Source organism: Amycolatopsis nigrescens CSC17Ta-90 (assembly GCF_000384315.1).
Taxonomy (GTDB): domain Bacteria; phylum Actinomycetota; class Actinomycetes; order Mycobacteriales; family Pseudonocardiaceae; genus Amycolatopsis; species Amycolatopsis nigrescens.
In genome coordinates, this window is record NZ_ARVW01000001.1 from 2,384,670 (window position 1) to 2,404,070 (window position 19,401).

Below are 19,401 nucleotides of genomic sequence, written 5' to 3' on the forward strand. Positions count from 1 at the left end.
CCGTTTCCACTCACGAGCGGCGTAGGGCCAGTACGGCGAGCACGGCCAGGCAGAGCCAGCCGGCGGTGAGGGCGATCAGCCAGGTCCAGCCGGCGTGGCCGTACACCGTGCTGCCCGCGGTGCCGCCGACGCTGCTGCCCAGGTAGTAGGCGAGCGTGTACAGGCCGCCGACCTGCCCGCGCGCCCCTTCCGGCGCCTCCGCCGCGGCCCAGCCGTTGGCCACCGAATGCGCGGCGAAGAAGCCGCCGGTGAGCACCACGAAACCGAGCACCACCAGCGGCAGCGAGTCGGGAATGGTCAGCGCCGCGCCGGCGATGGTGGTCAGCAGCCCGGCGACCAGCGACCGGGTCCGGCCGAATCGGATGGCCAGCCGTCCGGCCATGCCGGACGAGACCGCGCCCATCGCGTAGGCGAGGAACACCAGCGACGCGACCGCCGGGGCGAGACCGAGCGGTTCGGCGGTCAGCCGGAAACCAGCCGCGTTGTACAACGCGACGAACGAGCCCATGGCCAGCAGTGCGACCGAGTACTGGACGAGCAGCACCGGTTTGCGCAAGGCCAGCAGCAGCCCGGCGAAAACGGACTCGCCGCGCGGGGCAGGGCGGCCTTTCGGCAGGGTGAGCACGGTCAGCACCGAGCAGGCCGCGGCGAGCCCGGCCACCACCGCGAGCGCGCCGTGCCAGCCGAGCCGGTCCGCGGCGAACCCGCTGGACAGCCGCCCGAGCATGCCGCCGACGGTGTTCCCGGCGATCATCGCACCGACCGCCGCGGCCACCCCGGTGCGGCCGAGCTGCTCGACCAGATAGGCGGCCGCGACCCCGGGGAAACCGGCGATCGCCACTCCCTGCAGGGCGCGCAGCACGAGCAGCACCGGGTACGACGGCGCGAGCGGCAGCAGCAGTCCGAGCAGGACGGACAGCACCACCGAGGCCAGGATGACCGGCCTGCGACCGACCACTTCGGACAGTGCGGCCAGCGGCAGCACCGCGATCGCCAGCGCCCCGGTAGCCACGCTCACCGCCAGCGAGGCGCCGCCGGGGGCGAGCTGGAACTCGGCCGCGAGCTGCGGCAGCACCGCCTGCGGCGCGTACAGCAGGGCGAACGACGAGATGCCGGCGGCCGCCACGGAGATGGTGACCCGGCGGGTTTTCGGCGGAGCGGCTAACTGGGTCGACTGGGTCACCGCCTGAAACTAAGCCGACCTAACCAATACGTCCAATACGCCTATCTGCCATGATTCATACCGTGCCGCATGAGAACGCCGACCAGCGGCTGGCCGCCGAGCTGGCGCCAAGCCTGGCCCTGCTCAGCGCGGTACGGGCCACCGGGAACCTGACCAGGGCCGCCGAGCTGCTCGGCCTGCCGCAGCCGACGGTGAGCAGGCGGCTGACCGCGCTGGGCGGCCTGCTCGGCGCCCCGCTGACCAGCCCGGCCGGCCGCGGCATCCGGCTGACCAGGGCAGGTGAGCTGCTGGCCGAGGCCGCCGAACGAGCACTGGGCACGATGACCGCCGGCGCGCGCCTGGCGCACGAGGAGATCGAACCGGCCAGCGGCAGGGTGGTGCTCGGCTTCCTGCACCTGCTGGGCCGCAGCCTGGTGCCCGAGCTGCTGCGCGGCTTCCGCGTCCGGTACCCGCGGGTCCGGTTCAGCCTGGTGCAGGGTTCCCGCCGGGACGTGCTGGACCGCCTCGCCACCGGCGAACTCGACCTGGCGCTGGTCGCCCCGGTGCCCACCGATCCCGCGTTCACCGCGATCCCGCTGAACGAGCAGGAGCTGCTGCTCTCGGTGCCGGCGCAGCACCCGCTGGCCCGGCGGCGGCAGGTCCGGGTGGCCGAGCTCGCGGACGAGGATTTCGTCCAGCTGGAGCACGGCTACGGGCTGCGTCAGATCACCGACGACGTGTGCGCCGCGGCCGGGTTCCAGCCGCGGATCACCTTCGAGGGTCAGGAGTCCGACACCGTGCGCGGGCTCGTCGCGGCCGGGTTCGGCGTCGCGCTGCTCCCCCGCTTCGGCCAGGCCGAGCCACCGGGGGTGGTGGAGGTCCCGCTGGTGCCCAAGGTCACCCGGACCATCGGCCTGGTCTGGCGCGCCGGCGACCGCCCCGCCCCCGCCGTCCGCACCTTCCGCGACCACGTCGCCGCTCGTGAGTGAAAAGTGTTGCCGGAGCAACACTTTTCACTCACGAGTAAGACGCGGCGAGTTCGATCAGGGTGCGGGCGGCGAAACCGGTGCCGCCGGGCACCACCTCGGCGTAGTTCTTCTCCGACCTGGCCGGCCCGGCGATGTCCAGATGCGCCCACGGCAGCCCGGCGGTGAACTCCCGCAGGAACAGCGCGGCGGTCACCCCGCCCGGCCCGGACGGCGCCTGCTTCACGTCGGCCAGCTCGCCGCGGATGGCGTCCACATGCGCGTCCAGCAACGGCATCCGCCACCAGGCTTCGCCGGTCCGTTCCCCGGCGGCCACCACCCGGTGCGCCAGCTCGTCGTCGCTGGCGTACAGCCCGCCGGTGCGCAGGCCGAGCGCGACCTTGGTGGCACCGGTCAGCGTGGCCACGTCCACCACCGCGTCCGGGTCGAACCGCCGGATGCCGTAGGCAAGCGCGTCCGCGAGCACCATCCGGCCCTCGGCGTCGGTGTTGCCGACCTCGGTGGTCTTGCCGCCGTAGTGCCGCACCACATCGCCGGGCCGGTACGAGGAGCCGGACACATGGTTCTCCGCGGCGGGCACCAGCGCGGTCACCCGGACGCCGAGCCGCAGCGCCGCGATCGCGCGCATGGCGGCGATCACCGCGCCACCGCCGGCCATGTCGGTGCGCATCAGGTGCATGCCGTCGGCCGGTTTGATGGACAGCCCGCCGGTGTCGAAGGTGATGCCCTTGCCGACCAGCAGCAGGTGTTTCGAAGCCACCCGCGGCCGGTAGCTCAGCTCGATCAGCCGCGGCGGGCTGGCCGATCCGCCGCCGACCGCGATCACCCCGCCGAAGCCCTGTTCGGTCAGCCACCGCTCGTCCCGGACGGTCACCTTCAGGCCGGAAACGCCGTCGGCGAGCCGTTCCGCGGTATCGGCCAGCCAGGCCGGGTCCTTGATGTTGGACGGCGCGTTGGCCAGATCCCTGGCCAGTGTGGAAGCCGCGGCCAGTTCGCGGACGCGGGCGACGGCCTGTTCGTAGGCGGGCACCGCGCGCTCGAACGGCGTGCACAGCCGGACCGTGCGCACCGCGGGCTTCGCCGCGTCGGCACTGACCCGGTAGCGGTATCCGCCGAGCAGCAGCCCCAGCGCCAGCTCGGCGACGTCTTCCCCGCGAACCTGTTCGCCGAGTTCGATCTGCACCACTTTGGACGGACGCGCGCCGGCCTCGGCCTCGGCGGCCACGTAGTCGTTGGCCGCGCGGATCAACGCGGCGCCGGCGCCGCGGTAGTGCTCGGGCGCGCCGGTGCCCACCCCGACCAGCCAGCGGGGGGCGGTGCCGGCGTCCGGCACGGACCGCACGTCGCCCGCCTTCGCCGGTGGCCGGACACCTTCGACGAGTTCCGGCTCGTCACCGCCCTCTTCCCGAACCGGGACGAGGACCGCGCGCGGGACACCGCGGCGAGGGACGTCCGCGACCTCCACGTCGAGCAGCGGGCTGGGCACGGCAGGCAGCGGAAAACGCGCCATCGACGACCTCCGTCAGAAGGCAGGGGACCACGGCAGGCGAAGACCGTGGCCATCGGCAGATGAACCGCCACCCCGGTCTCCGAAGGAAACCGGGGTGCGAAGGGAGAGTAGTGCGCTAGTTCAGCTGGTCGCCTCCTGCAGGGCAACACCTAGGTCCTTGGCCTCATCGGCCGACAGCTCGACGACGAGTCGCCCGCCACCCTCTAGCGGTACGCGCATCACGAGGCCCCGCCCCTCCTTAGTCACTTCGAGGGGACCATCTCCGGTCCGGGGCTTCATGGCCGCCATAGCGTGCTCCCTCCGTCTTGTCTAAGCCCGCCCTCTCGGGTGGGCTCTACCGCCTAAACACGGCGCGCCCGGGTCGCGCTCGCCTAAGCCAACCGGGTTGTGACCATTCTCCCTCATCAGCACGGCGGCGCGAACGCGGACCGATCTTTTGGTGTTGCATAGGTGCTGGTATGCGGCTCGCGGCCCGGCGAGCAACCCCATATTGGACAGGAGTAGACCAGTGACCTCCGAGGACGTGCTGCAGGTCGCCGACGCCGACGGCGTCCGCACGCTCACGCTGAACCGGCCGAAGGCGTACAACTCACTGACCGTCGAGCTGAAGGAGCGGCTGCTCGCCGCCCTGCGCGGCGCCGCGGCGGACGACACCGTGCGTGCCGTCGTGCTCACCGGTTCCGGTAAGGCGTTCTGCGCCGGCCAGGATCTCAAGGAACATGTCGGACTCCTCCAGGCCGGTGACTCCGCGCCGCTGCGCACCGTGGCGGAACACTACAACCCCATCGTGCGGGCGATCGTGGACATGCCGAAACCGGTCATCGCGGCGGTGAACGGAACCGCGGCGGGCGCCGGTGCGGCGTTCGGCTACGCCTGCGATCTCCGGATCGCGGCGAGCTCGGCGAGTTTCCTGATGGCCTTCGCCGGGGTCGGCCTCGGCCCGGACTCCGGCGCGTCCTGGACCTTGCAGCGGCTGGTCGGCTACGGCAGGGCGGCCGAGCTGATGCTGCTGGCGCGGCCGGTCGACTCGGCGGAGGCGCTGCGGCTCGGGCTGGTCAGCGAGGTGGTGGCGGACGAGGAACTGGCGGCTCACGTGCAGGAGCTGGCCGCGAAGCTGGCCGCTGGGCCGACTGCGGCCTACGCGGAGATCAAGGGTGTTCTGACCACCGCCGCGGAGAGCACCCTCGACGAAGCGCTCGCCGCCGAGGACGCCGCGCAGGGCCGGCTCGGCGCCACCGCCGACCACCGCGAAGCCGTCGAGGCCTTCGTTTCCAAGCGCACCCCCACCTTCACCGGCAAGTAGGGCAAATAGCCGACTTTTTGCCCCCGCTGTTCCGGGCAAAAAGTCGGCTATTTGCCGTCGGGGGTGGCGCGGAAGCAGCCGCGGACGTGGTCGTCGACCATGCCGGTGGCTTGCATGAGGGCGTAGCAGGTGGTGGGGCCGAGGAAGGTGAAGCCGCGCTTCTTCAGGTCCTTGGCCATCGCCTTGGACTCGTCGGTGGTCGCCGGCACGTCGGCCATGGTGCGCGGCCGTTTGCGGCGGCCGGTCGGCGCGAACGACCAGAGCAGCTCGTCCAGCGGCCGGTCCAGTTCGGCGATCGCCCGCGCGTTGCGGATCGCGGCGACGATCTTCGCCCGGTTCCGCACGATCGACGCGTCTTCGAGCAGTCGTGCCACGTCCGCGTCGCCGAACTCGGCCACCCGCTCCGGCTTGAAGCCCTCGAACGCCCGCCGGAAACCTTCGCGTTTGCGCAGGATCACGATCCAGGACAGCCCGGACTGGAAGGACTCCAGGCACACCCGCTCGTACAGTTCGTCCTGCCCGCGCAGCGGCACGCCCCACTCGGTGTCGTGGTATTCGGCGTAGTCCGGCGCGGTGTTGCCCCAGGAACAGCGCGCGACGCCGTCCGGGCCGATCAGTTCGCTCACGCCTGACCCACCGAATAGGACTCGGCGTACTTGGCGAACCGGTGCAGTGAATAGCGCAGTCCAAGTACGAAGGCCGGCTTCGCGACCGGCCAGCCCAGCCTGCCGACCGGGCCGAACGGCAGCTTCAGCTGCTCCGACCAGACGAACACCGAACGCTGCGGCCCCAGGTCGCGGACGTGGAACGAGCCGACCCCGCGCACCACTTTCCCCAGGTGGCGCACGGTGCAGCGCAACGGCGGCTCCCAGCCGATGATCTCCATGGTGTCGGTGAACCCGATCCCGGCGATCCCGGTGAAAGCGGACAGTTTGGAGCCGACGCTGCGGCCGTTGCCCTCGATCACGTGCACCTCGGTGCCCAGCATCCACTCGCCCTGGCGCGCCCAGTCGGTCAGCGCGAGCCAGGTGGTCCCCGCCGGCGCGGCGACCTGCACCGAGTGCATCAGCTCGGTCATCTCGCCGCCTCGGATTCGCTCTCCAGCTCGCGCACTCTCGCCCGCAGGCCGTCGATCTCGGCGCCGAGGCGGCCCATCACCCAGTCCACTTCGGACATCTTGTAGCCGCGGACGACCAGCTGGAAGCGCACGCGCTGGATGTCTTCGGCGTTGATGTCCTCGGCCGGGAGTCTGGTCGGTGAGCTGCCGGGGGCCAGCGGCGCGAGTTCCTCACCGCGGCCGAACACGACGGCCGCCACCAGGAACACCACGGCCGCGACGAGGAGCATCACGACGAGGTAGATCAGCGCGGTGGTCACGCGACGATCGTAACCGCCGCTACCCCGAGCGGTGGACCGCGGAGAGGAACGCCCGCCACTGGACAGCAGCGAAGGCCAGCTCGCCGCCTTCGCGGTCCTTCGTGTCGCGGACCCGCACCTCGCCGGAAGTCAGCCCCACCTCGACGCAAGCTCCATTGCCTGCGCTGTAGCTACTCTTCTGCCAGACCATCTGCTCCGGCTCATGCGCGGTCATCATGGTCCTCTCGGTCGCCATACAACTCGATTGCCAGACATGCAATCACCTCCTTCGATTGTCCCTCATCGAGCGCCTTGTCCGCCAGGCCAGCGAGCACGCGCCGGTACGAATCAGTTTCTACTGGCTCCTCAAGGAACAGTGTGGAGGTCTGGCTTTCCAGGTAAACAACCGGCCGGATCTCATCGAATTCCAGCAAACTGAATGAACCGGCGATCCCAGCGTGAACTCCAGCCGAGTTCGGCACCACGCGCACGGTGATATAGTTCCGCACCGCCATCTGGAGCAGGTAGTGCAGCTGCTCCGACATGATTTCGGCATCGCCAACCGGAAACCTCAATACCTGCTCATGGATGAAATAGGTGCAACGCGGCGGTCTCGGCCGCGCGAAGATCGACCGCCGGGCAATCCGGGCTTCCACTCGATCTTCAACCTCGCTGGCCGGTGCAGCGCCACAATCGCGAATCAGAGTTCGCGCATAGTTCTCGGTCTGGAGCGCTCCTGGCACGATCGCCAACTGGAAATCATGGATGGCTGCCGCTTTGTCTTCGTGATCAATATAGGTCACCAGTTGCACGGGAAGCCGGGAACCATGGCGCTGCCACCAGCCGGGCTGGTTGATCTCGCGACAGATCTTCAGCAGCCGCTCGCGTACGGCCTTCTTCGCCTTACACACGCCGAGAAAGAGCGATACCTCTGCTTCGCTCCCTCCGCGCTGTCCGTTCAACAGCCGTGAGACCCGACTCGGCGACCACTCCATCGCGGCGGCGACCTCGCGGCCGCTCATCCCCGACTCCTTCAGCACGCTTCGCAGCCCTTCGCCGAGTTCTCGGCTGCGTATGGTGGTTATCCGGTCATCCATGCCCCAAAACTAAACCGCTTTCCGCAGCGGTTCCTGGCACGACGCAATAGGTGCACCTGAAAGGCGCATTCGTTGTCCCTTCCGGGACGGCTTGACTGTTTCCATGCGCTCGATCTCACCCACCCACGCCGAAGCATTCCGTCTCCTGCGTACGGAGCTGTACGTGCACCTCGATCACGCGGAATTCCTCGCGATGAAGTACGAGCCGTGGGGGAAGGTCGATATCACCGCCGCCCGCAAGCTGATCGCGGACCAGGTGACCGTGATCCGCTCGGTGCTCGCGTTGCACGAGGAAAGCCGCCGGGGCCGCTGCAAGTTCTGCCGGCGGCCGTATCCGTGCCCGAGCGTGCAGGCGATCCATCAGGTGATCAAGGATCCGGACCGGGAGTTCGTCAAGCTCGTCGGCGGTTAGCCAGCACCTCGCGCATCGGCGGGCGGTCGGCCACCAGCACCTCGGTCGCGTCGGGCAGCCACTCCCCCGAGACCTGCACGAACTGGGTCAGGCCGGCAGCCCCGTCCACCGGGACGCCGCAGCGGGCCAGTGCGGTGCCGAGAATCTGCCTTGCCATCACGCCGAGTTGCAGCAGCGACCGGTTCCGGTGCTTGCGCACACCCAGGTTGACCTGCGCCAACCCGTCCAGTCCATATCTTGCCTCGGCGTCCAGCAGCAGCCCGATCTCCACCCCGTACCCGGCCGCGAACGGCACCGACTCCAGGAACTCCCTGGTCCCGGCGTACTCACCGCCGAGCGGCTGCACGATCCCGGCCAGCGCGGGCCGCAGCGCGGACAGCGCCGGCCTGGCCAGCAGCTCGGTGACCCGGCCGCCACCGGTGCCGATCTCCGCGGTCTCCAGCCGCAGCGGTCGCCGGTAGAACCCCTTCACCAGCTGCACGCCGCTGTCACCGAGCAGCGGGCCGAGCAAGGTGGGCACGAAAGCCGGGTCCGGGTCCACCAGATCCGAATCCAGGAACACCACCAGTTCACCACTGGTCACGGCCAGTGAACGCCACAGCACCTCGCCCTTGCCCGGCATCGGCTCCCAGTCGGCGAGCACGTCCTCGCGGTGCACCACCCGCGCACCGGCCAGCTCGGCAACCTCGGCCGTCGCGTCGGTGGAGCCGGAGTCCAGCACGACCAGCTCGTCCACCAGGGAACCGAGCAGCGGACGCACCGACGCGATCACGTCGCCGACGGTCTCCTGCTCGTTCAGCGCGGGCAGCACCACCGACACCGTCCGCGCACCCTTCGCGCGGACCAGCTCGTCGACCGTCCACTGCGGATCCTGCCAGGTCCGCCTGGCGAACCAGTCCTCGTCCATCCCCCGATCGTGCCATGTGCCTCAGCGAGCTCATGCCATGCTTGGAGACGACGAAGCTGGAGGAGCCCTTGTTACACCTGATGGTCCGTTATGCGCTCGCCCCGCTGGCGAAGGCGATCTACCGGCCGACCGTGCACGGCGCGGAGCTGGTCCCGCTGGACGAGCCGATCATCCTGGCCTCGAACCACCGGGCCGCGGTGGACACCGCGCTCACCGCGATCGTCACCCCGCGGCCGGTCAGCTTCCTCGGCAAGGCCGAGTACTTCACCGGCAAAGGGCTCAAAGGACGGTTCATGGCGAGCCTGCTCTCCGGCCTCGGCTATGTGCCGGTGCAGCGGGGGAACGCGGCCGCGGGGCTGGCCGCGCTGGACTCGGCGCGCAAAGTGCTCGAAGCCGGTGGCGCGTTCGGCATCTACCCGGAGGGCACCCGTTCGCTGGACGGCAGGCTGCACCGCGGGCACACCGGCGTCGGCGCGCTGGCGCTGACCACCAGGTCGCGGGTGGTGCCGGTGGCGATCACCGGCACCGAGCAGGTCCAGCCGGCTGGCAAACGCTTTCCCCGGCGGGCCAAGGTGACCGTCCGGTTCGGCGAGCCGCTGGACTTCTCGCACTACGACGGGCTGGAGAATTCCTCAATGGCCCGACGCGCGGTCACCGACCACGTCATGTACGCGATCCTCGAACTCTCCGAACAGGAATACGTGGACAAGTACCACAAGCGACCGGACGAGAAATCCGCCTGAAGTCAGTTGACCCACTTGGCGATGTCGGCGGGCTCGTGGTTGGCGAAGACCTCCAGCAGCGCCACCGGGTCCTTGTGCACGGTGATCACGTCGCGGTGCTCGGTGCGCAGGAAGCCGGCGTCCACCATGTGGTCCACGAACTCCCGCAGCGGCTGGAAGTAGCCCGCCACGTCGACCAGCCCGATCGGCTTGCTGTGCAGCCCGAGCTGGGCCCAGGTCCAGACCTCGAACAGCTCCTCCAGCGTGCCGGCGCCGCCGGGCAGTGCCAGGAACCCGTCCGCCAGTTCGGCCATTTTCGCCTTGCGCTGGTGCATGTCGGCCACCACGTGCAGCTTGGTCAGCCCGGCGTGCGCGATCTCCACCCGGCTCAGGTGCTCGGGGATCACGCCGATCACCTCACCGCCGGCGGCCAGCGCGGCGTCCGCGACCGCGCCCATGGTGCCCACGCTCGCGCCGCCGTAGACCAGCCCGATGCCCCGCTCGGCCAGCAGCGTGCCGAGCGCCCTCGCCTGCTCCGCGTAGACGGGGTCGAACCCCATCGACGACCCGCAGAACACACAGATCCTCTTCATGAGAGGTGTCTTATTCGAATGAGTGTTCTGCACACCCGTCGGCGCGGCTGCCGTCCGCGCGTCACCTGCATCCACCCGCCGCGAGCCACCCTCCGGGCGGCCCCCGTCGGCTGGATTGTGCATAACACTCATCAGTGCGTGTCCTCCCATGCCTGGTACGACTCCTGGACCACCCGCACCGCGTCGTCGATGTCATCGGTGACGTGCAGCAGCGCCAGATCCTGCTCGCCGACCTTGCCCTCGGCGAGCACGGTGTCGGAGATCCAGTCGTACAGCCCGCCCCAGTAGGACCGTCCGAAGAGGACGACCGGGAACTTGGTCACCTTCTTCGTCTGCACCAGGGTCAGCGCCTCGAACAACTCGTCCAGGGTGCCGAAACCACCTGGCAGGCAGATGAACGCCTGCGAATACTTGATGAACATCGTCTTGCGCGCGAAGAAGTAGCGGAAGTTCACGCCGAGATCGACCCACGGGTTCATGCCCTGTTCGAACGGCAGCTCGATGCCGAGGCCGATGGAGAACCCGCCCGCCTCCGAGGCACCGCGGTTGACCGCCTCCATCGCGCCCGGCCCGCCGCCGGTGATCGCGGCGAACCCGGCCGAGGCCAGCGCGCCACCGATCTTGCGGCCCAGCTCGTACTCGGGATGGTCGCGCTTGGTCCTGGCCGAGCCGAACACGGTGACCGCGCGCGGCACCTCGGCCAGCGCGCCGAAGCCCTCCACGAACTCGGCCTGGATGCGCAGCACCCGCCACGGGTCGGTGTGCACCCAGTCGCTCGGCCCGCGCGCGTCGAGCAGCCGCTGGTCGGTGGTGGTCTCCTGGTCCCGCTGGTCTCGCCGGAACACCACGGGACCGCGGTGCCGCTCCGGCGGGTGCTCCGGGTACTCCTCGCCCGGCACCTCTGCTCCTGCTTGCTCACTCACCAGACCAGCCTAGGGTCACCCGCATGAGTCATCCCACTCACCCGGCGGGCGATTCCGCCAGGGTGACCGCCGGTGAGCCGTTGGGCACCAGGATCCGGCGGCTGCGCATGGCGCGCGGCTGGACCCAGCGCGAGCTGGCCGAACCGCGGTACGACCGCGGTTTCCTGGCGAAGGTGGAGTCCGGGCAGCGCTCGCCGTCCGAGGCCGCACTGGGCTACCTGGCCGAACGGCTCGGGCTGGCCGCGGAGGATCTGCGCTTCGGCCGTCCGCCGGGGCTCGCCAGGCAGTTGTGGGACGAGCTCGACGACGCCTACCGGCTGCTCGAACAGGGTGGCCTCGATCAGGCGGAAATACGTTTTTCACGAGCAGAAGTAAGCGCCGCGTATTTTCACCTGCCGGATATCGAATGTTATGCCCGGTTCTGCCTCGCCGAGACGCGCTGGCAGCGTTTCGACATCGCCGGCGCGACGACCGGTTTCGAGCACGCCGAGCGGATCGCCGCGGACGCCCCGCCGTGGCTGCGCGCGATGATCGTGCACCGCTGGTCCGCCTGCCAGTACCTGGCCGGTTCGGTGACCACCGCGGTCGCGCACGTCGAAGCCGCCCTCGGCGAACTGCGCGCCGGGGACGAAGTGGACCCGGACGCCGAACTCGCGCTGCTCACCGCGTTGATCCATCCGCTGGTCGAGATGGGCGACCTTCGCCGGGCGCGCCGGGCAACCGAACACGGGCAGCGGGTCGCGGCCTCCGCCACCCGGGTGGACTTCGTCGCCAGGTTCCACCGCCAGGCCACCCAGCTCTGGCAGGCGATCGGCCGGACCGACCGGGCGGACGCCGAGGTCACCGAGGCGCTCCGGCTGTTCGGCTCGCTCGGCTTCGAGCGCGACGCGGCGCGCTGCCGCTGGGCGCGGGGGTTCCTGCTGCGCGAGTCGGGCCGGCTGGCCGAGGCCCGCGCGGAACTGGCCGCCGCCAGGGACACCCTCGCCGAGGTTGACTCGCGAGAAGGGGTCATCGGCAGCACGGTCGAACTGGCCGAGGTGTGCCGCCGGCTCGGCGCGCTGGACGAGGCGGAAGCCCTGGTCAGGGACATCCATCCGCTGCTGCGCGGCACCGCCGACCTGGAGTCGAGGGTGGAGGCCGACCGGCTGCTCGGGCTGATCGCGCAGGCGCGGGGCGACCTGCCCGGCGCCGAGCGGCTGCTGCGGCGGGCGGCCGGCGAACAGGAACGCGCGGCACTGCGCGCTGGCCTCGTGACCACCTCGCTGCATCTCGGAAATGTGCTTCGTACGCAGGGAAAAGCGGACGAGGCGATCGAGGCGTACCTACTTGGGGTGCGGGCCGCAGGGCGGCCCTGACTAGGCCGAATGGTCAATTGACGTAGGCCGCTCGCCGTTCTTTACTCAGATGCGTCTATTGCAATAACTCCTGTTATCACCTTAGACACATTTTTCCGGTAACCCTCCCTGCGATCGACGTCCCTGCCCTGTCTCCTGCCGCCGGTCGCACGGTTCCCCCTGGAAGGAAAACCTTGATGTCATCCCAGCGAGGGCTGAAAACGGGCCTGGCGGCGATCGCCGGCCTCGCCCTGACCTTCGCGTTACCGGTGATCCCGGTGAACGCGAGTACCGCGGCACAGAGTGCCGACCCGATGGCGCTGGCCGGCTCGGCCGCCGACCAGGCCGCCGCGGCCGGGCTGGACGAGCTGAGCAAGGGCGCCGACGAGGCCTTCCACCGGCTCGGCGTGACGCCGGGCGGCGGCGGCCTGTTCTACGCGGCCTACGAACGCTCCTACCGCGGCCTGCCCGTGGTGGGCGGCGACGCGGTCGTGGTGGCGGACGGGCAGGGCCGGGTGCGCGACACCAGCGCCGCGCCCACCGCGCCACTGCGCGTCGGCACCCAGGCGTCCGTCAGCCCCGCACAGGCCGCCGGGGTCGCGAGGCAGCAGGTGTCCACTGTGGACAAGGTGGACACGCCACGTCTGGTGGTGCTGGCAGGACAAAGCCCGAAGCTGGCCTACGAAGTGGTGGTCAGCGGCCAGAACGGACCGGTCCCGAGCAACCTGCACGTCTTCGTGGACGGCAACACCGGTGCGGTGCTCGACACTCGTGACGATGTGAAGGCGTCCTCCTACGACCTCGAGGGGACCGCGCAGCAGAGCGACGTGAACACGCTCGGCGCGGGCAACGGGTACTACAACGGCAACGTCACCATCGACACCACCCAGTCCGGCAGCCAGTACTCGACCACGGACCCGACCCGCAGCGGCATCCGCTGCGGCTCCAACAGCTCCAAGCAGCCCTACACCGGACCGGACGACAACTGGGGCAACGGCACCGGCACCAACCTGGAGACTGCCTGCGTGGACGCGCTCTACGCGGTGCAGAAGGAATGGAACATGCTCCGGGAATGGATGGGGCGCAACGGAATCAACGGCAACGGCGGCGGCTACCCGGCATGGGTCGGGCTGAACGCGGTGAACGCCTACTGGAACGGCAGCTCCACCACCTTCGGCCACTCGCAGGACAACCAGCGCCAGGCCACCCCGATGGACGTGGTGGCGCACGAGTTCGGACACGCCATCTTCCAGACCACTCCCGGCGGCGCCGGCAGCGGTAACGAGAACGGCGGGCTGAACGAGTCCACCGGCGACATCTTCGGCGCCATCACCGAGCACTACGCGAACAACCCGAGCGACCCGCCGGACTACGAGGTCGGCGAAGAGGTCAACCTGGTCGGCCGTGGCCCGATCCGCTACATGCACAACCCGTCGCAGGTCGGCGACCCGAACTGCTACTCCTCCTCCATCCCGAACACCGAGGTGCACGCCGCGGCCGGCCCGCAGAACCACTGGTTCTACCTGCTCGCCGAGGGCACCAACCCCGGTGGCGGCAAGCCGACCAGCACCACCTGCAACAACACCTCCATCACCGGTATCGGCATCCAGAAGGCCGGCAAGATCTTCTACAACGGCCTGCTGAAGAAGACCTCCGGCTGGAACCACAAGGCCGCGCGCAAGGCAACCCTGGAAGCCGCGTTGGCGCTCTACCCCGGCAGCTGCACCGAGTACGACACCGTCAAGGCAGCCTGGAACGGGGTCAGCGTCACCGCCGCCGCCGGTGAGCCCACCACCTGCACCTCGCAGCCCGGCAACGACTACACCCTGGCACTGAGCTCGGCGTCGGGCACCGTGCAGCCGGGTGCCTCGGCGACGGTCACGGTGAACACGCAGACCACCAACGGCAACCCGCAGGCCGTCGCGTTGACCGCGACCGGGCTGCCCGCCAACACCACCGCGTCGTTCAGCCCGGCCTCCGTGCAGTCCGGTGCCTCCTCGACGCTGACCATCGCCACGTCGAGCACGACTCCGAACGGCACCAGCCAGATCACCATCAACGGTGACGGCGCGGACGCCGACCATTCCGCGCAGTACACGCTGACCGTCGGCAGCGGTGACGTACGCCTGTTCAGCAACGGCACCGACTACCCGATCACCGACCTCGGCACCGTGCGCAGCCCGATCACCTCCACAGCCACCGGTAACGCGGTGAGCCCGGTGAAGCTGACCGTCACCGGCACGCACACCTGTTCCGAGGACCTGCGCATCTCCCTTCAGTCGCCGAGCAACCGCTCGTACTCGGTCAAGGCCACCGGATCCCTGCCGTGCACCGAGCTCGGCACCCGCACCTACTCGGTGCCGGTGACCGACGAGGCGGCGGCCGGAACCTGGACCCTGGTCGTCTACGACGCCTACTCCCAGGACACCGGCACCTTGGACACCTGGGACATCACCGTCTGATCCCGCAGTTCACCCGCACGGCGGCGCTGGCTACCCCCAGCGCCGCCGTGCCCTCACTCTCCCTTCCGAGACGGAGTCTCCTTGTCATGAACACCAAAAAGCGACTACGCGCCGGCCTGGCAGCGCTGGCCGGGATGGCGCTCGCGCTGAGCGTGGCCACCCTGCCCGCACAGGCCGACGTGCAAACGGTAGCGGCAGCCCCCGACATTTCTCTGGCCAACGTGAAGGCCCATCTGAACCAGTTCCAGAGCATCGCCCAGCAGAACGGCGGAAACCGCGCCCCCGGCGGCGGTTACAACGCCTCAGTGTCCTTTGTGGAGCAAAAGCTGCGGGCCGCCGGCTACACGGTGAGCCGGCAGACCTGCACCAGCTGCGCCGGGCAGACCCCGAACCTGATCGCCGAGTGGCCCAAGGGCGACGCGAACCAGGTGATCATGCTGGGCGCGCACCTGGACAGCGTGAGCGCCGGCGCCGGCATCAACGACAACGGCACCGGCTCGGCCGCCATCCTCGAGGTGGCGCTTTCGCTGGCCAGCGCGAACCCGGAGATGGCAAAGCGGGTTCGGTTCGGCTGGTGGGCTGATGAAGAGTCCGGCCTGCGCGGGTCCCGCTACTACGTGAGCAGCCTGCCAGCCGCGGAACGCACGAAGATCAAGACCTACCTGAACTTCGACATGATCGGTTCACGCAACTGGGGCCATTTCGTCTACGACGACGTATCTTCGGTGAAGGCGGTCTTCGACGAGTACTTCCGGTCCATCAACGTGCCGACCGAGGGCGACAGCGAAGGCGACGGGCGGTCCGACCACGCGTCGTTCAAGAGCGCGGGCATCCCGGTCGGCGGCCTCGCCACCGGCGCCGGCGCGATCAAGTCGTCCAGCCAGCAGCAGAAGTGGGGCGGCACCGCCGGCGCGGCCTACGACAACTGCTACCACCGCTCCTGCGACACCACCTCGAACGTCGCGGACACCCCGCTGGACCGCAACAGCGACGCGATCGCCTACGCGGTGTGGAAACTGGCCGTCGCTGCCACCCAGGGCAACGACTTCTCACTGGCGCTGAGCCCGTCCTCCGGCAGTGTCCAACCAGGACAGTCAACGACCGTCGCGGTGAACACGCAGACCACGCAGGGCAGCGCACAGGCGGTCGCGCTGGCCGCGACCGGGCTGCCGGCCGGCGCCACCGCGTCGTTCAGCCCGGCCTCGGTGCAGTCCGGCGGCGCCTCGACGCTGACCATCGCCACGTCGAGCACCACTCCGGAGGGCACCAGCCAGATCACCGTGGTCGGTGACGGGGTGAACGTCGACCACACCGCGCAGTACACGCTCACCGTCGGCACCGCGAGCATCCGGACCTTCGCCAACGACACCGACTACCCGATCACCGACCTCGGCACCGTGCGCAGCACCGTCACCTCCACCGCGACCGGCGACGCGGTGAGCCCGGTGAAGCTGACCGTCACCGGCACGCACACCTGTTCGGAGGACCTGCGCATCTCGCTGCAGTCACCGTCGAACCGGTCCTACTCGGTGAAGGCGACCGGGTCCCTGCCGTGCACCGACCTTGGCACCCGGACCTACTCGGTGCCGGTCACCGGCGAGGCCGCGGGCGGGTCATGGACACTGGTGGTCTATGACGCCTACTCGCAGGACACCGGCACCCTCGATACCTGGAACATCACGGTATAGCGGAGGCGTCCCGTGCGGGAGCTGAGTTCGAGCCCCGCACGGGAGCCGGTCGGCGCCCGGCTGCGCAGGCTGCGCACCGAGCGCGAGCTGACCCAGCGGGCGCTGGCCGAGCCGCACTACACCGCCGCCTATGTGTCCTCTGTGGAGAGTGGCAGGCGGATGCCGTCGGGAGACGCGGTGGCGCATTTCGCCGACCGGCTCGGCCTCGATCCCAACGAGTTGCGCACGGGTCGTTCACCCCGGCAGGTGGTGTGGCTCGACCTCACGCTGGCCGAAGCCGCCCAGGGCGTGCTGGGCGGCGTCGAAGGCGCTGAGGACCGGTTGCGCGCGGTGCTCGCGGAGGCCGACCGGCTCGGCCAGGCGCGACAGTCCGGGCTGGCCAGGCTCTGGCTGGCCGGCCTCGCCACCGGCGACGACCGGGCGCGTTACGTCAAGGAAGCCGAATCCGCGCTGGCCGGGGACACCGCGCTGAACCGCGCGCTGGCCGTGCCGAGCCGGGCCGCGCTGCTGATCGAAGCCGGTGAGCCGCACTACGCGGTGCATCTGCTCCAAGCCTGTCACGACGAGTTGGTGCGCGACGGCTATCCCGACCCCGGCACGCTGCTCTCGCTGCGGGCGCACCTCGCCGACGGCCAGCTCCGGCTCGGCAACCTCGAACGCGCGGGCGAGTACGCGGCACTCGCGCTCGGCGTCGCCAGGCTCGACTCCACCGGTCTCACCGAACTCACCGGGCACTACCTGAGCCTGTGCCGCACCCAGCTGGCTGCCGGCGCGGTCGGCCAGGCCGCCGTTGCCGCCGCACAGGCCATCGACGCGCTGCACGAGCGGGCCCTGCGTCCGGCGCTGGCCCGCTGCCTCGAAGCCCGCGCCAGGGCACGGCGTCGCACCGGCGACCCGCGCGGCGCGCTCACCGACCTGCTCACCGCGCGGGACGTCGCCCCGGCGGACCGGGCCGTCACCGTGCAGCTGGCCGAGGTCAACCGCGAACTCGGCGCGCACCACGCGGCCGCGGACCTGCTCGCCGAAGCGCTGCGCGAGATCCCGGCCGACGACCCGCTGGCCGCCGCCGTCCGCTACGAACTCGGCGCCCTCGCGTCCGCGCGCGGCGAGTTCCCCAAGGCGGAGAAGCATTTGCGGGCCGCGATCGACCTGGCCGTCCAACTGGACGCCCGCGAAACCCTCGCCAACGCGCTCGAACTGGCCGGCGGACTGCTTCGTACGCAGGGACGTCTCGACGACGCGGCGGATCTTCTCCGCGACGGCCTCCTCTCCCTCGGCGCAGCTCCCCACTAAACCGCCCCCCGACAGGCAAATAGCCGACTTTTTGCCCCTCTCGCGTCGCCGCCATAAGGGCAAAAAGTCGGCTATTTGCCGGGCTAGGGGGTTAGGGGAGGAGGAAGGTGGTGAGGATGTTGGTGACGCGGGTGATGTCGGCGGCGGAGACGTGTTCCTGCTGGGTGTGCGCGAGGGTCGGGTCGCCGGGGCCGAAGTTGACCGCGGGCATGCCGAGTGCGGCGAACCTGGCCACGTCCGTCCAGCCGAGCTTGGCCGCGGCGGTGCCACCCGCGGCGGTGACGAGTTCGGCGGCGGCGGGTGCGGCGAGGCCGGGCAGGGCACCCGGCGAAAGGTCCACAACGGACAGTTCGAAGCCGTCGAACACCTCGCGCAGATGGGTTTCCGCCTGCTCCGGAGTGCGGTCGGGGGCGAAGCGGTGGTTCACCGCGAGCACTGCCTCATCGGGCACCACGTTGCCGGCCACGCCGCCGCCGATGCGCACCGCCTGCAGGCCCTCGCGGTAGGTCAGGCCGTCGATGTCGACCACCCGCGCCTGGTACTCCGCGAGCCTCCGCAGCGGTTCACCGAGCGCGTGGATGGCGTTCTCCCCCATCCACCCCCGCGCGGTGTGCGCGCGCTTCCCGTTCGTGCGCAGCTCCACCCGCATGGTGCCCTGGCAACCCGCTTCGATCACCGCGTTCGACGGCTCACCGACGATCGCCAGGTCACCGGCCAGCCACTCGGGCAGCTCGCGCTCGATCCGGCCGAGACCGTTGCGCGCTGCCTCGACTTCTTCGTTGTCGTAGAACACGAAAGTCAGGTCGTGCCGCGGCTCCAGCACGGTCGCGGCGAGGTGCAGGAACACCGCGTCGCCGCCCTTCATGTCCACCGTGCCGAGGCCGTGCAGCACCTCGTCCGGCCCGGCGCCGGTGCGGCGCAGCGGCAGGTTCGCGTTCACCGGCACGGTGTCCAGGTGCCCGGCGAAGACGACCCTGGTCGGGCGGCCCAGATTGGTCCGCGCCAGCACGGCATCCCCGTTGCGGACGATCTCCAGGTGCCCGGCCTGCGCGGTGAGCGCGGCCTGCACGGCGCCCGCGAGCGCGGCCTCCGCGCCGGAAACGCTTTCGATGTCCACCAGCGCGGCGGTCAGGTCAACGGGGTCCACGTGCAGGTCGAGAGCGAGCATACGGGCGACGGTACCCGGCCGGAGTTGTCGTGCGTACGGTGAGAACGTGCTTACCCGACGTGCTCTGACCACAGCGGCTCTGCTCCTTCTCCTCGCCGGCTGCGGCAGCGGGGCGCCGCCGGGGCCGTCCAGCCCGCAGCCCGATCTCGGGCCGCAGGACCTGCTGGTCAAACTGAACGCGCAGCGCACGGACACCTGCTTCACCACGCCCTCCGCGGTCGCCCCCAAGGGCTGTGAGAAATACGTCACCCAGCTCGCCGGCACCAGCCGGCAGGCGCACGGGATGGCCGGCACGAAGCGTCCCGAGATGGCCGGTCACGCCGACCGGCTGGACAAGGCGATCAGCGCCTACCGCGACCAGAGCTGCAACAACGCCACCGAACCCGGCACCGGGCCCTGCTCGCAGGCGCTGGTCGACATCGCCAGCAGTGTGAGCGGGATCAAGACCGAACTGTCCAAGCAGGTCGCCGGCGGCTGAGTTAGGT

21 protein-coding genes are annotated in these 19,401 nt (G+C 70.1%); 9 read left to right on the forward strand and 12 right to left on the reverse strand.

Annotated elements, in window-relative coordinates:
• Positions 1-10: 10 nt before the first annotated feature.
• Positions 11-1,183: an MFS transporter gene (locus AMYNI_RS0110980; RefSeq protein WP_051116302.1), complete on the reverse strand. Its 1,173-nt coding sequence runs from the start codon at positions 1,181-1,183 to the stop codon at positions 11-13.
• A gap of 50 nt (positions 1,184-1,233) precedes the next feature.
• On the opposite strand from AMYNI_RS0110980, the gene AMYNI_RS0110985 reads away from it, so the two are divergent.
• Positions 1,234-2,151, forward strand: a complete 918-nt coding sequence (locus AMYNI_RS0110985; protein WP_026360293.1) for a LysR family transcriptional regulator — start codon at positions 1,234-1,236, stop codon at positions 2,149-2,151.
• A gap of 28 nt (positions 2,152-2,179) precedes the next feature.
• Here the strand turns inward: AMYNI_RS0110985 and AMYNI_RS0110990 are convergent, their stop codons facing one another.
• Both AMYNI_RS0110990 and AMYNI_RS48115 read right to left on the reverse strand, forming a co-directional pair.
• Positions 2,180-3,658: a leucyl aminopeptidase family protein gene (locus tag AMYNI_RS0110990; RefSeq protein ID WP_020668060.1), complete on the reverse strand. Its 1,479-nt coding sequence runs from the start codon at positions 3,656-3,658 to the stop codon at positions 2,180-2,182.
• A 120-nt stretch (positions 3,659-3,778) separates the two neighbouring features.
• Positions 3,779-3,946 (reverse strand): DUF3117 domain-containing protein, encoded by a 168-nt coding sequence (locus tag AMYNI_RS48115; RefSeq protein WP_020668061.1) that lies wholly within the window; start codon positions 3,944-3,946, stop codon positions 3,779-3,781.
• A gap of 220 nt (positions 3,947-4,166) precedes the next feature.
• Between AMYNI_RS48115 and AMYNI_RS0111000 the strand changes: the two genes are divergently transcribed.
• Entirely contained in the window at positions 4,167-4,961 is a 795-nt protein-coding gene (locus AMYNI_RS0111000) for an enoyl-CoA hydratase-related protein (protein WP_020668062.1), read from the forward strand.
• A 47-nt stretch (positions 4,962-5,008) separates the two neighbouring features.
• Here the strand turns inward: AMYNI_RS0111000 and AMYNI_RS0111005 are convergent, their stop codons facing one another.
• Genes AMYNI_RS0111005 through AMYNI_RS44345 form a run of 5 tightly spaced genes read right to left on the reverse strand, consistent with a single transcriptional unit; the run spans position 5,009 to position 7,414 of the window.
• Entirely contained in the window at positions 5,009-5,587 is a 579-nt protein-coding gene (locus AMYNI_RS0111005) for a DNA-3-methyladenine glycosylase I (RefSeq protein ID WP_020668063.1), read from the reverse strand.
• Positions 5,584-6,039, reverse strand: a complete 456-nt coding sequence (locus tag AMYNI_RS0111010) for an SRPBCC family protein (RefSeq protein WP_020668064.1) — start codon at positions 6,037-6,039, stop codon at positions 5,584-5,586. The genes AMYNI_RS0111005 and AMYNI_RS0111010 overlap by 4 nt, the downstream gene beginning before the upstream one ends.
• Entirely contained in the window at positions 6,036-6,338 is a 303-nt protein-coding gene (locus AMYNI_RS0111015) for a DivIVA domain-containing protein (protein ID WP_020668065.1), read from the reverse strand. Before AMYNI_RS0111015 ends, AMYNI_RS0111010 begins: the two co-directional genes overlap by 4 nt.
• Positions 6,339-6,357: 19 nt before the next feature.
• Positions 6,358-6,573 carry a DUF397 domain-containing protein gene (locus AMYNI_RS0111020; RefSeq protein ID WP_020668066.1) on the reverse strand — a complete coding sequence of 72 codons (216 nt, stop codon included), beginning with the start codon at positions 6,571-6,573 and terminating at the stop codon, positions 6,358-6,360.
• Positions 6,539-7,414 (reverse strand): helix-turn-helix domain-containing protein, encoded by an 876-nt coding sequence (locus tag AMYNI_RS44345; RefSeq protein WP_020668067.1) that lies wholly within the window; start codon positions 7,412-7,414, stop codon positions 6,539-6,541. The genes AMYNI_RS0111020 and AMYNI_RS44345 overlap by 35 nt, the downstream gene beginning before the upstream one ends.
• 103 nt (positions 7,415-7,517) lie before the next feature.
• Here AMYNI_RS44345 and AMYNI_RS0111030 point away from each other — a divergent pair, with 103 nt between their 5' ends.
• On the forward strand, positions 7,518-7,826 hold the full coding sequence (locus AMYNI_RS0111030; RefSeq protein WP_084628355.1) for a hypothetical protein: 309 nt from the start codon (positions 7,518-7,520) through the stop codon (positions 7,824-7,826).
• Here AMYNI_RS0111030 and AMYNI_RS0111035 read toward each other — a convergent pair.
• Positions 7,807-8,733 carry a glucosyl-3-phosphoglycerate synthase gene (locus tag AMYNI_RS0111035; RefSeq protein ID WP_020668069.1) on the reverse strand — a complete coding sequence of 309 codons (927 nt, stop codon included), beginning with the start codon at positions 8,731-8,733 and terminating at the stop codon, positions 7,807-7,809. The two genes, AMYNI_RS0111030 and AMYNI_RS0111035, sit on opposite strands and share 20 nt — an antisense overlap.
• A gap of 68 nt (positions 8,734-8,801) precedes the next feature.
• Between AMYNI_RS0111035 and AMYNI_RS0111040 the strand changes: the two genes are divergently transcribed.
• Complete coding sequence (locus tag AMYNI_RS0111040) at positions 8,802-9,476, forward strand: lysophospholipid acyltransferase family protein (protein WP_026360295.1); 675 nt, start codon at positions 8,802-8,804, stop codon at positions 9,474-9,476.
• Between the two features lie 2 nt (positions 9,477-9,478).
• Here AMYNI_RS0111040 and AMYNI_RS0111045 read toward each other — a convergent pair whose 3' ends face one another.
• Together AMYNI_RS0111045 and AMYNI_RS0111050 are read right to left on the reverse strand one after the other, a co-directional pair.
• On the reverse strand, positions 9,479-10,048 hold the full coding sequence (locus tag AMYNI_RS0111045; protein WP_026360296.1) for an LOG family protein: 570 nt from the start codon (positions 10,046-10,048) through the stop codon (positions 9,479-9,481).
• Positions 10,049-10,179: 131 nt separating this feature from the next.
• Positions 10,180-10,971, reverse strand: coding sequence for an LOG family protein (locus tag AMYNI_RS0111050; RefSeq protein ID WP_026360297.1), 792 nt, complete (start codon positions 10,969-10,971; stop codon positions 10,180-10,182).
• Between the two features lie 23 nt (positions 10,972-10,994).
• Here AMYNI_RS0111050 and AMYNI_RS0111055 point away from each other — a divergent pair, with 23 nt between their 5' ends.
• From AMYNI_RS0111055 to AMYNI_RS0111070, 4 genes are all read left to right on the forward strand, one after another.
• The gene (locus tag AMYNI_RS0111055; RefSeq protein WP_051116303.1) at positions 10,995-12,326 is read left to right on the forward strand and encodes a helix-turn-helix domain-containing protein; all 1,332 of its coding nucleotides are present in this window, start codon (positions 10,995-10,997) and stop codon (positions 12,324-12,326) included.
• Between the two features lie 176 nt (positions 12,327-12,502).
• Positions 12,503-14,767 carry a M4 family metallopeptidase gene (locus AMYNI_RS0111060; RefSeq protein WP_026360298.1) on the forward strand — a complete coding sequence of 755 codons (2,265 nt, stop codon included), beginning with the start codon at positions 12,503-12,505 and terminating at the stop codon, positions 14,765-14,767.
• A gap of 86 nt (positions 14,768-14,853) precedes the next feature.
• Positions 14,854-16,455: a M28 family peptidase gene (locus AMYNI_RS0111065; RefSeq protein ID WP_026360299.1), complete on the forward strand. Its 1,602-nt coding sequence runs from the start codon at positions 14,854-14,856 to the stop codon at positions 16,453-16,455.
• A 12-nt stretch (positions 16,456-16,467) separates the two neighbouring features.
• On the forward strand, positions 16,468-17,748 hold the full coding sequence (locus tag AMYNI_RS0111070; protein WP_020668074.1) for a helix-turn-helix domain-containing protein: 1,281 nt from the start codon (positions 16,468-16,470) through the stop codon (positions 17,746-17,748).
• Between the two features lie 91 nt (positions 17,749-17,839).
• On the opposite strand, the gene dapE is transcribed toward AMYNI_RS0111070, so the two are convergent.
• Positions 17,840-18,916: a succinyl-diaminopimelate desuccinylase gene (gene dapE, locus AMYNI_RS0111075; RefSeq protein ID WP_020668075.1), complete on the reverse strand. Its 1,077-nt coding sequence runs from the start codon at positions 18,914-18,916 to the stop codon at positions 17,840-17,842.
• Positions 18,917-18,962: 46 nt separating this feature from the next.
• On the opposite strand from dapE, the gene AMYNI_RS0111080 reads away from it, so the two are divergent.
• Positions 18,963-19,394 carry a hypothetical protein gene (locus AMYNI_RS0111080; RefSeq protein WP_020668076.1) on the forward strand — a complete coding sequence of 144 codons (432 nt, stop codon included), beginning with the start codon at positions 18,963-18,965 and terminating at the stop codon, positions 19,392-19,394.
• The last annotated feature ends 7 nt before the right edge of the window (positions 19,395-19,401 follow it).

Excerpts from the sequence above, each read along its gene's own strand:
- AMYNI_RS44345 (WP_020668067.1), bottom strand. The coding sequence starts at position 7,414 with ATGGATGACCGGATAACCACCATACGCAGCCGAGAACTCGGCGAAGGG.
- AMYNI_RS0111035 (WP_020668069.1), bottom strand. The coding sequence starts at position 8,733 with ATGGACGAGGACTGGTTCGCCAGGCGGACCTGGCAGGATCCGCAGTGG.
- AMYNI_RS0111055 (WP_051116303.1), top strand. The coding sequence starts at position 10,995 with ATGAGTCATCCCACTCACCCGGCGGGCGATTCCGCCAGGGTGACCGCC.
- AMYNI_RS0111060 (WP_026360298.1), top strand. The coding sequence starts at position 12,503 with ATGTCATCCCAGCGAGGGCTGAAAACGGGCCTGGCGGCGATCGCCGGC.
- dapE (WP_020668075.1), bottom strand. The coding sequence starts at position 18,916 with ATGCTCGCTCTCGACCTGCACGTGGACCCCGTTGACCTGACCGCCGCG.
- AMYNI_RS0110990 (WP_020668060.1), bottom strand. The coding sequence starts at position 3,658 with ATGGCGCGTTTTCCGCTGCCTGCCGTGCCCAGCCCGCTGCTCGACGTG.
- AMYNI_RS0111045 (WP_026360296.1), bottom strand. The coding sequence starts at position 10,048 with ATGAAGAGGATCTGTGTGTTCTGCGGGTCGTCGATGGGGTTCGACCCC.
- AMYNI_RS0111065 (WP_026360299.1), top strand. The coding sequence starts at position 14,854 with ATGAACACCAAAAAGCGACTACGCGCCGGCCTGGCAGCGCTGGCCGGG.
- AMYNI_RS0111020 (WP_020668066.1), bottom strand. The coding sequence starts at position 6,573 with ATGGCGACCGAGAGGACCATGATGACCGCGCATGAGCCGGAGCAGATG.
- AMYNI_RS0111030 (WP_084628355.1), top strand. The coding sequence starts at position 7,518 with ATGCGCTCGATCTCACCCACCCACGCCGAAGCATTCCGTCTCCTGCGT.
- AMYNI_RS0111010 (WP_020668064.1), bottom strand. The coding sequence starts at position 6,039 with ATGACCGAGCTGATGCACTCGGTGCAGGTCGCCGCGCCGGCGGGGACC.
- AMYNI_RS0110985 (WP_026360293.1), top strand. The coding sequence starts at position 1,234 with ATGATTCATACCGTGCCGCATGAGAACGCCGACCAGCGGCTGGCCGCC.
- AMYNI_RS48115 (WP_020668061.1), bottom strand. The coding sequence starts at position 3,946 with ATGGCGGCCATGAAGCCCCGGACCGGAGATGGTCCCCTCGAAGTGACT.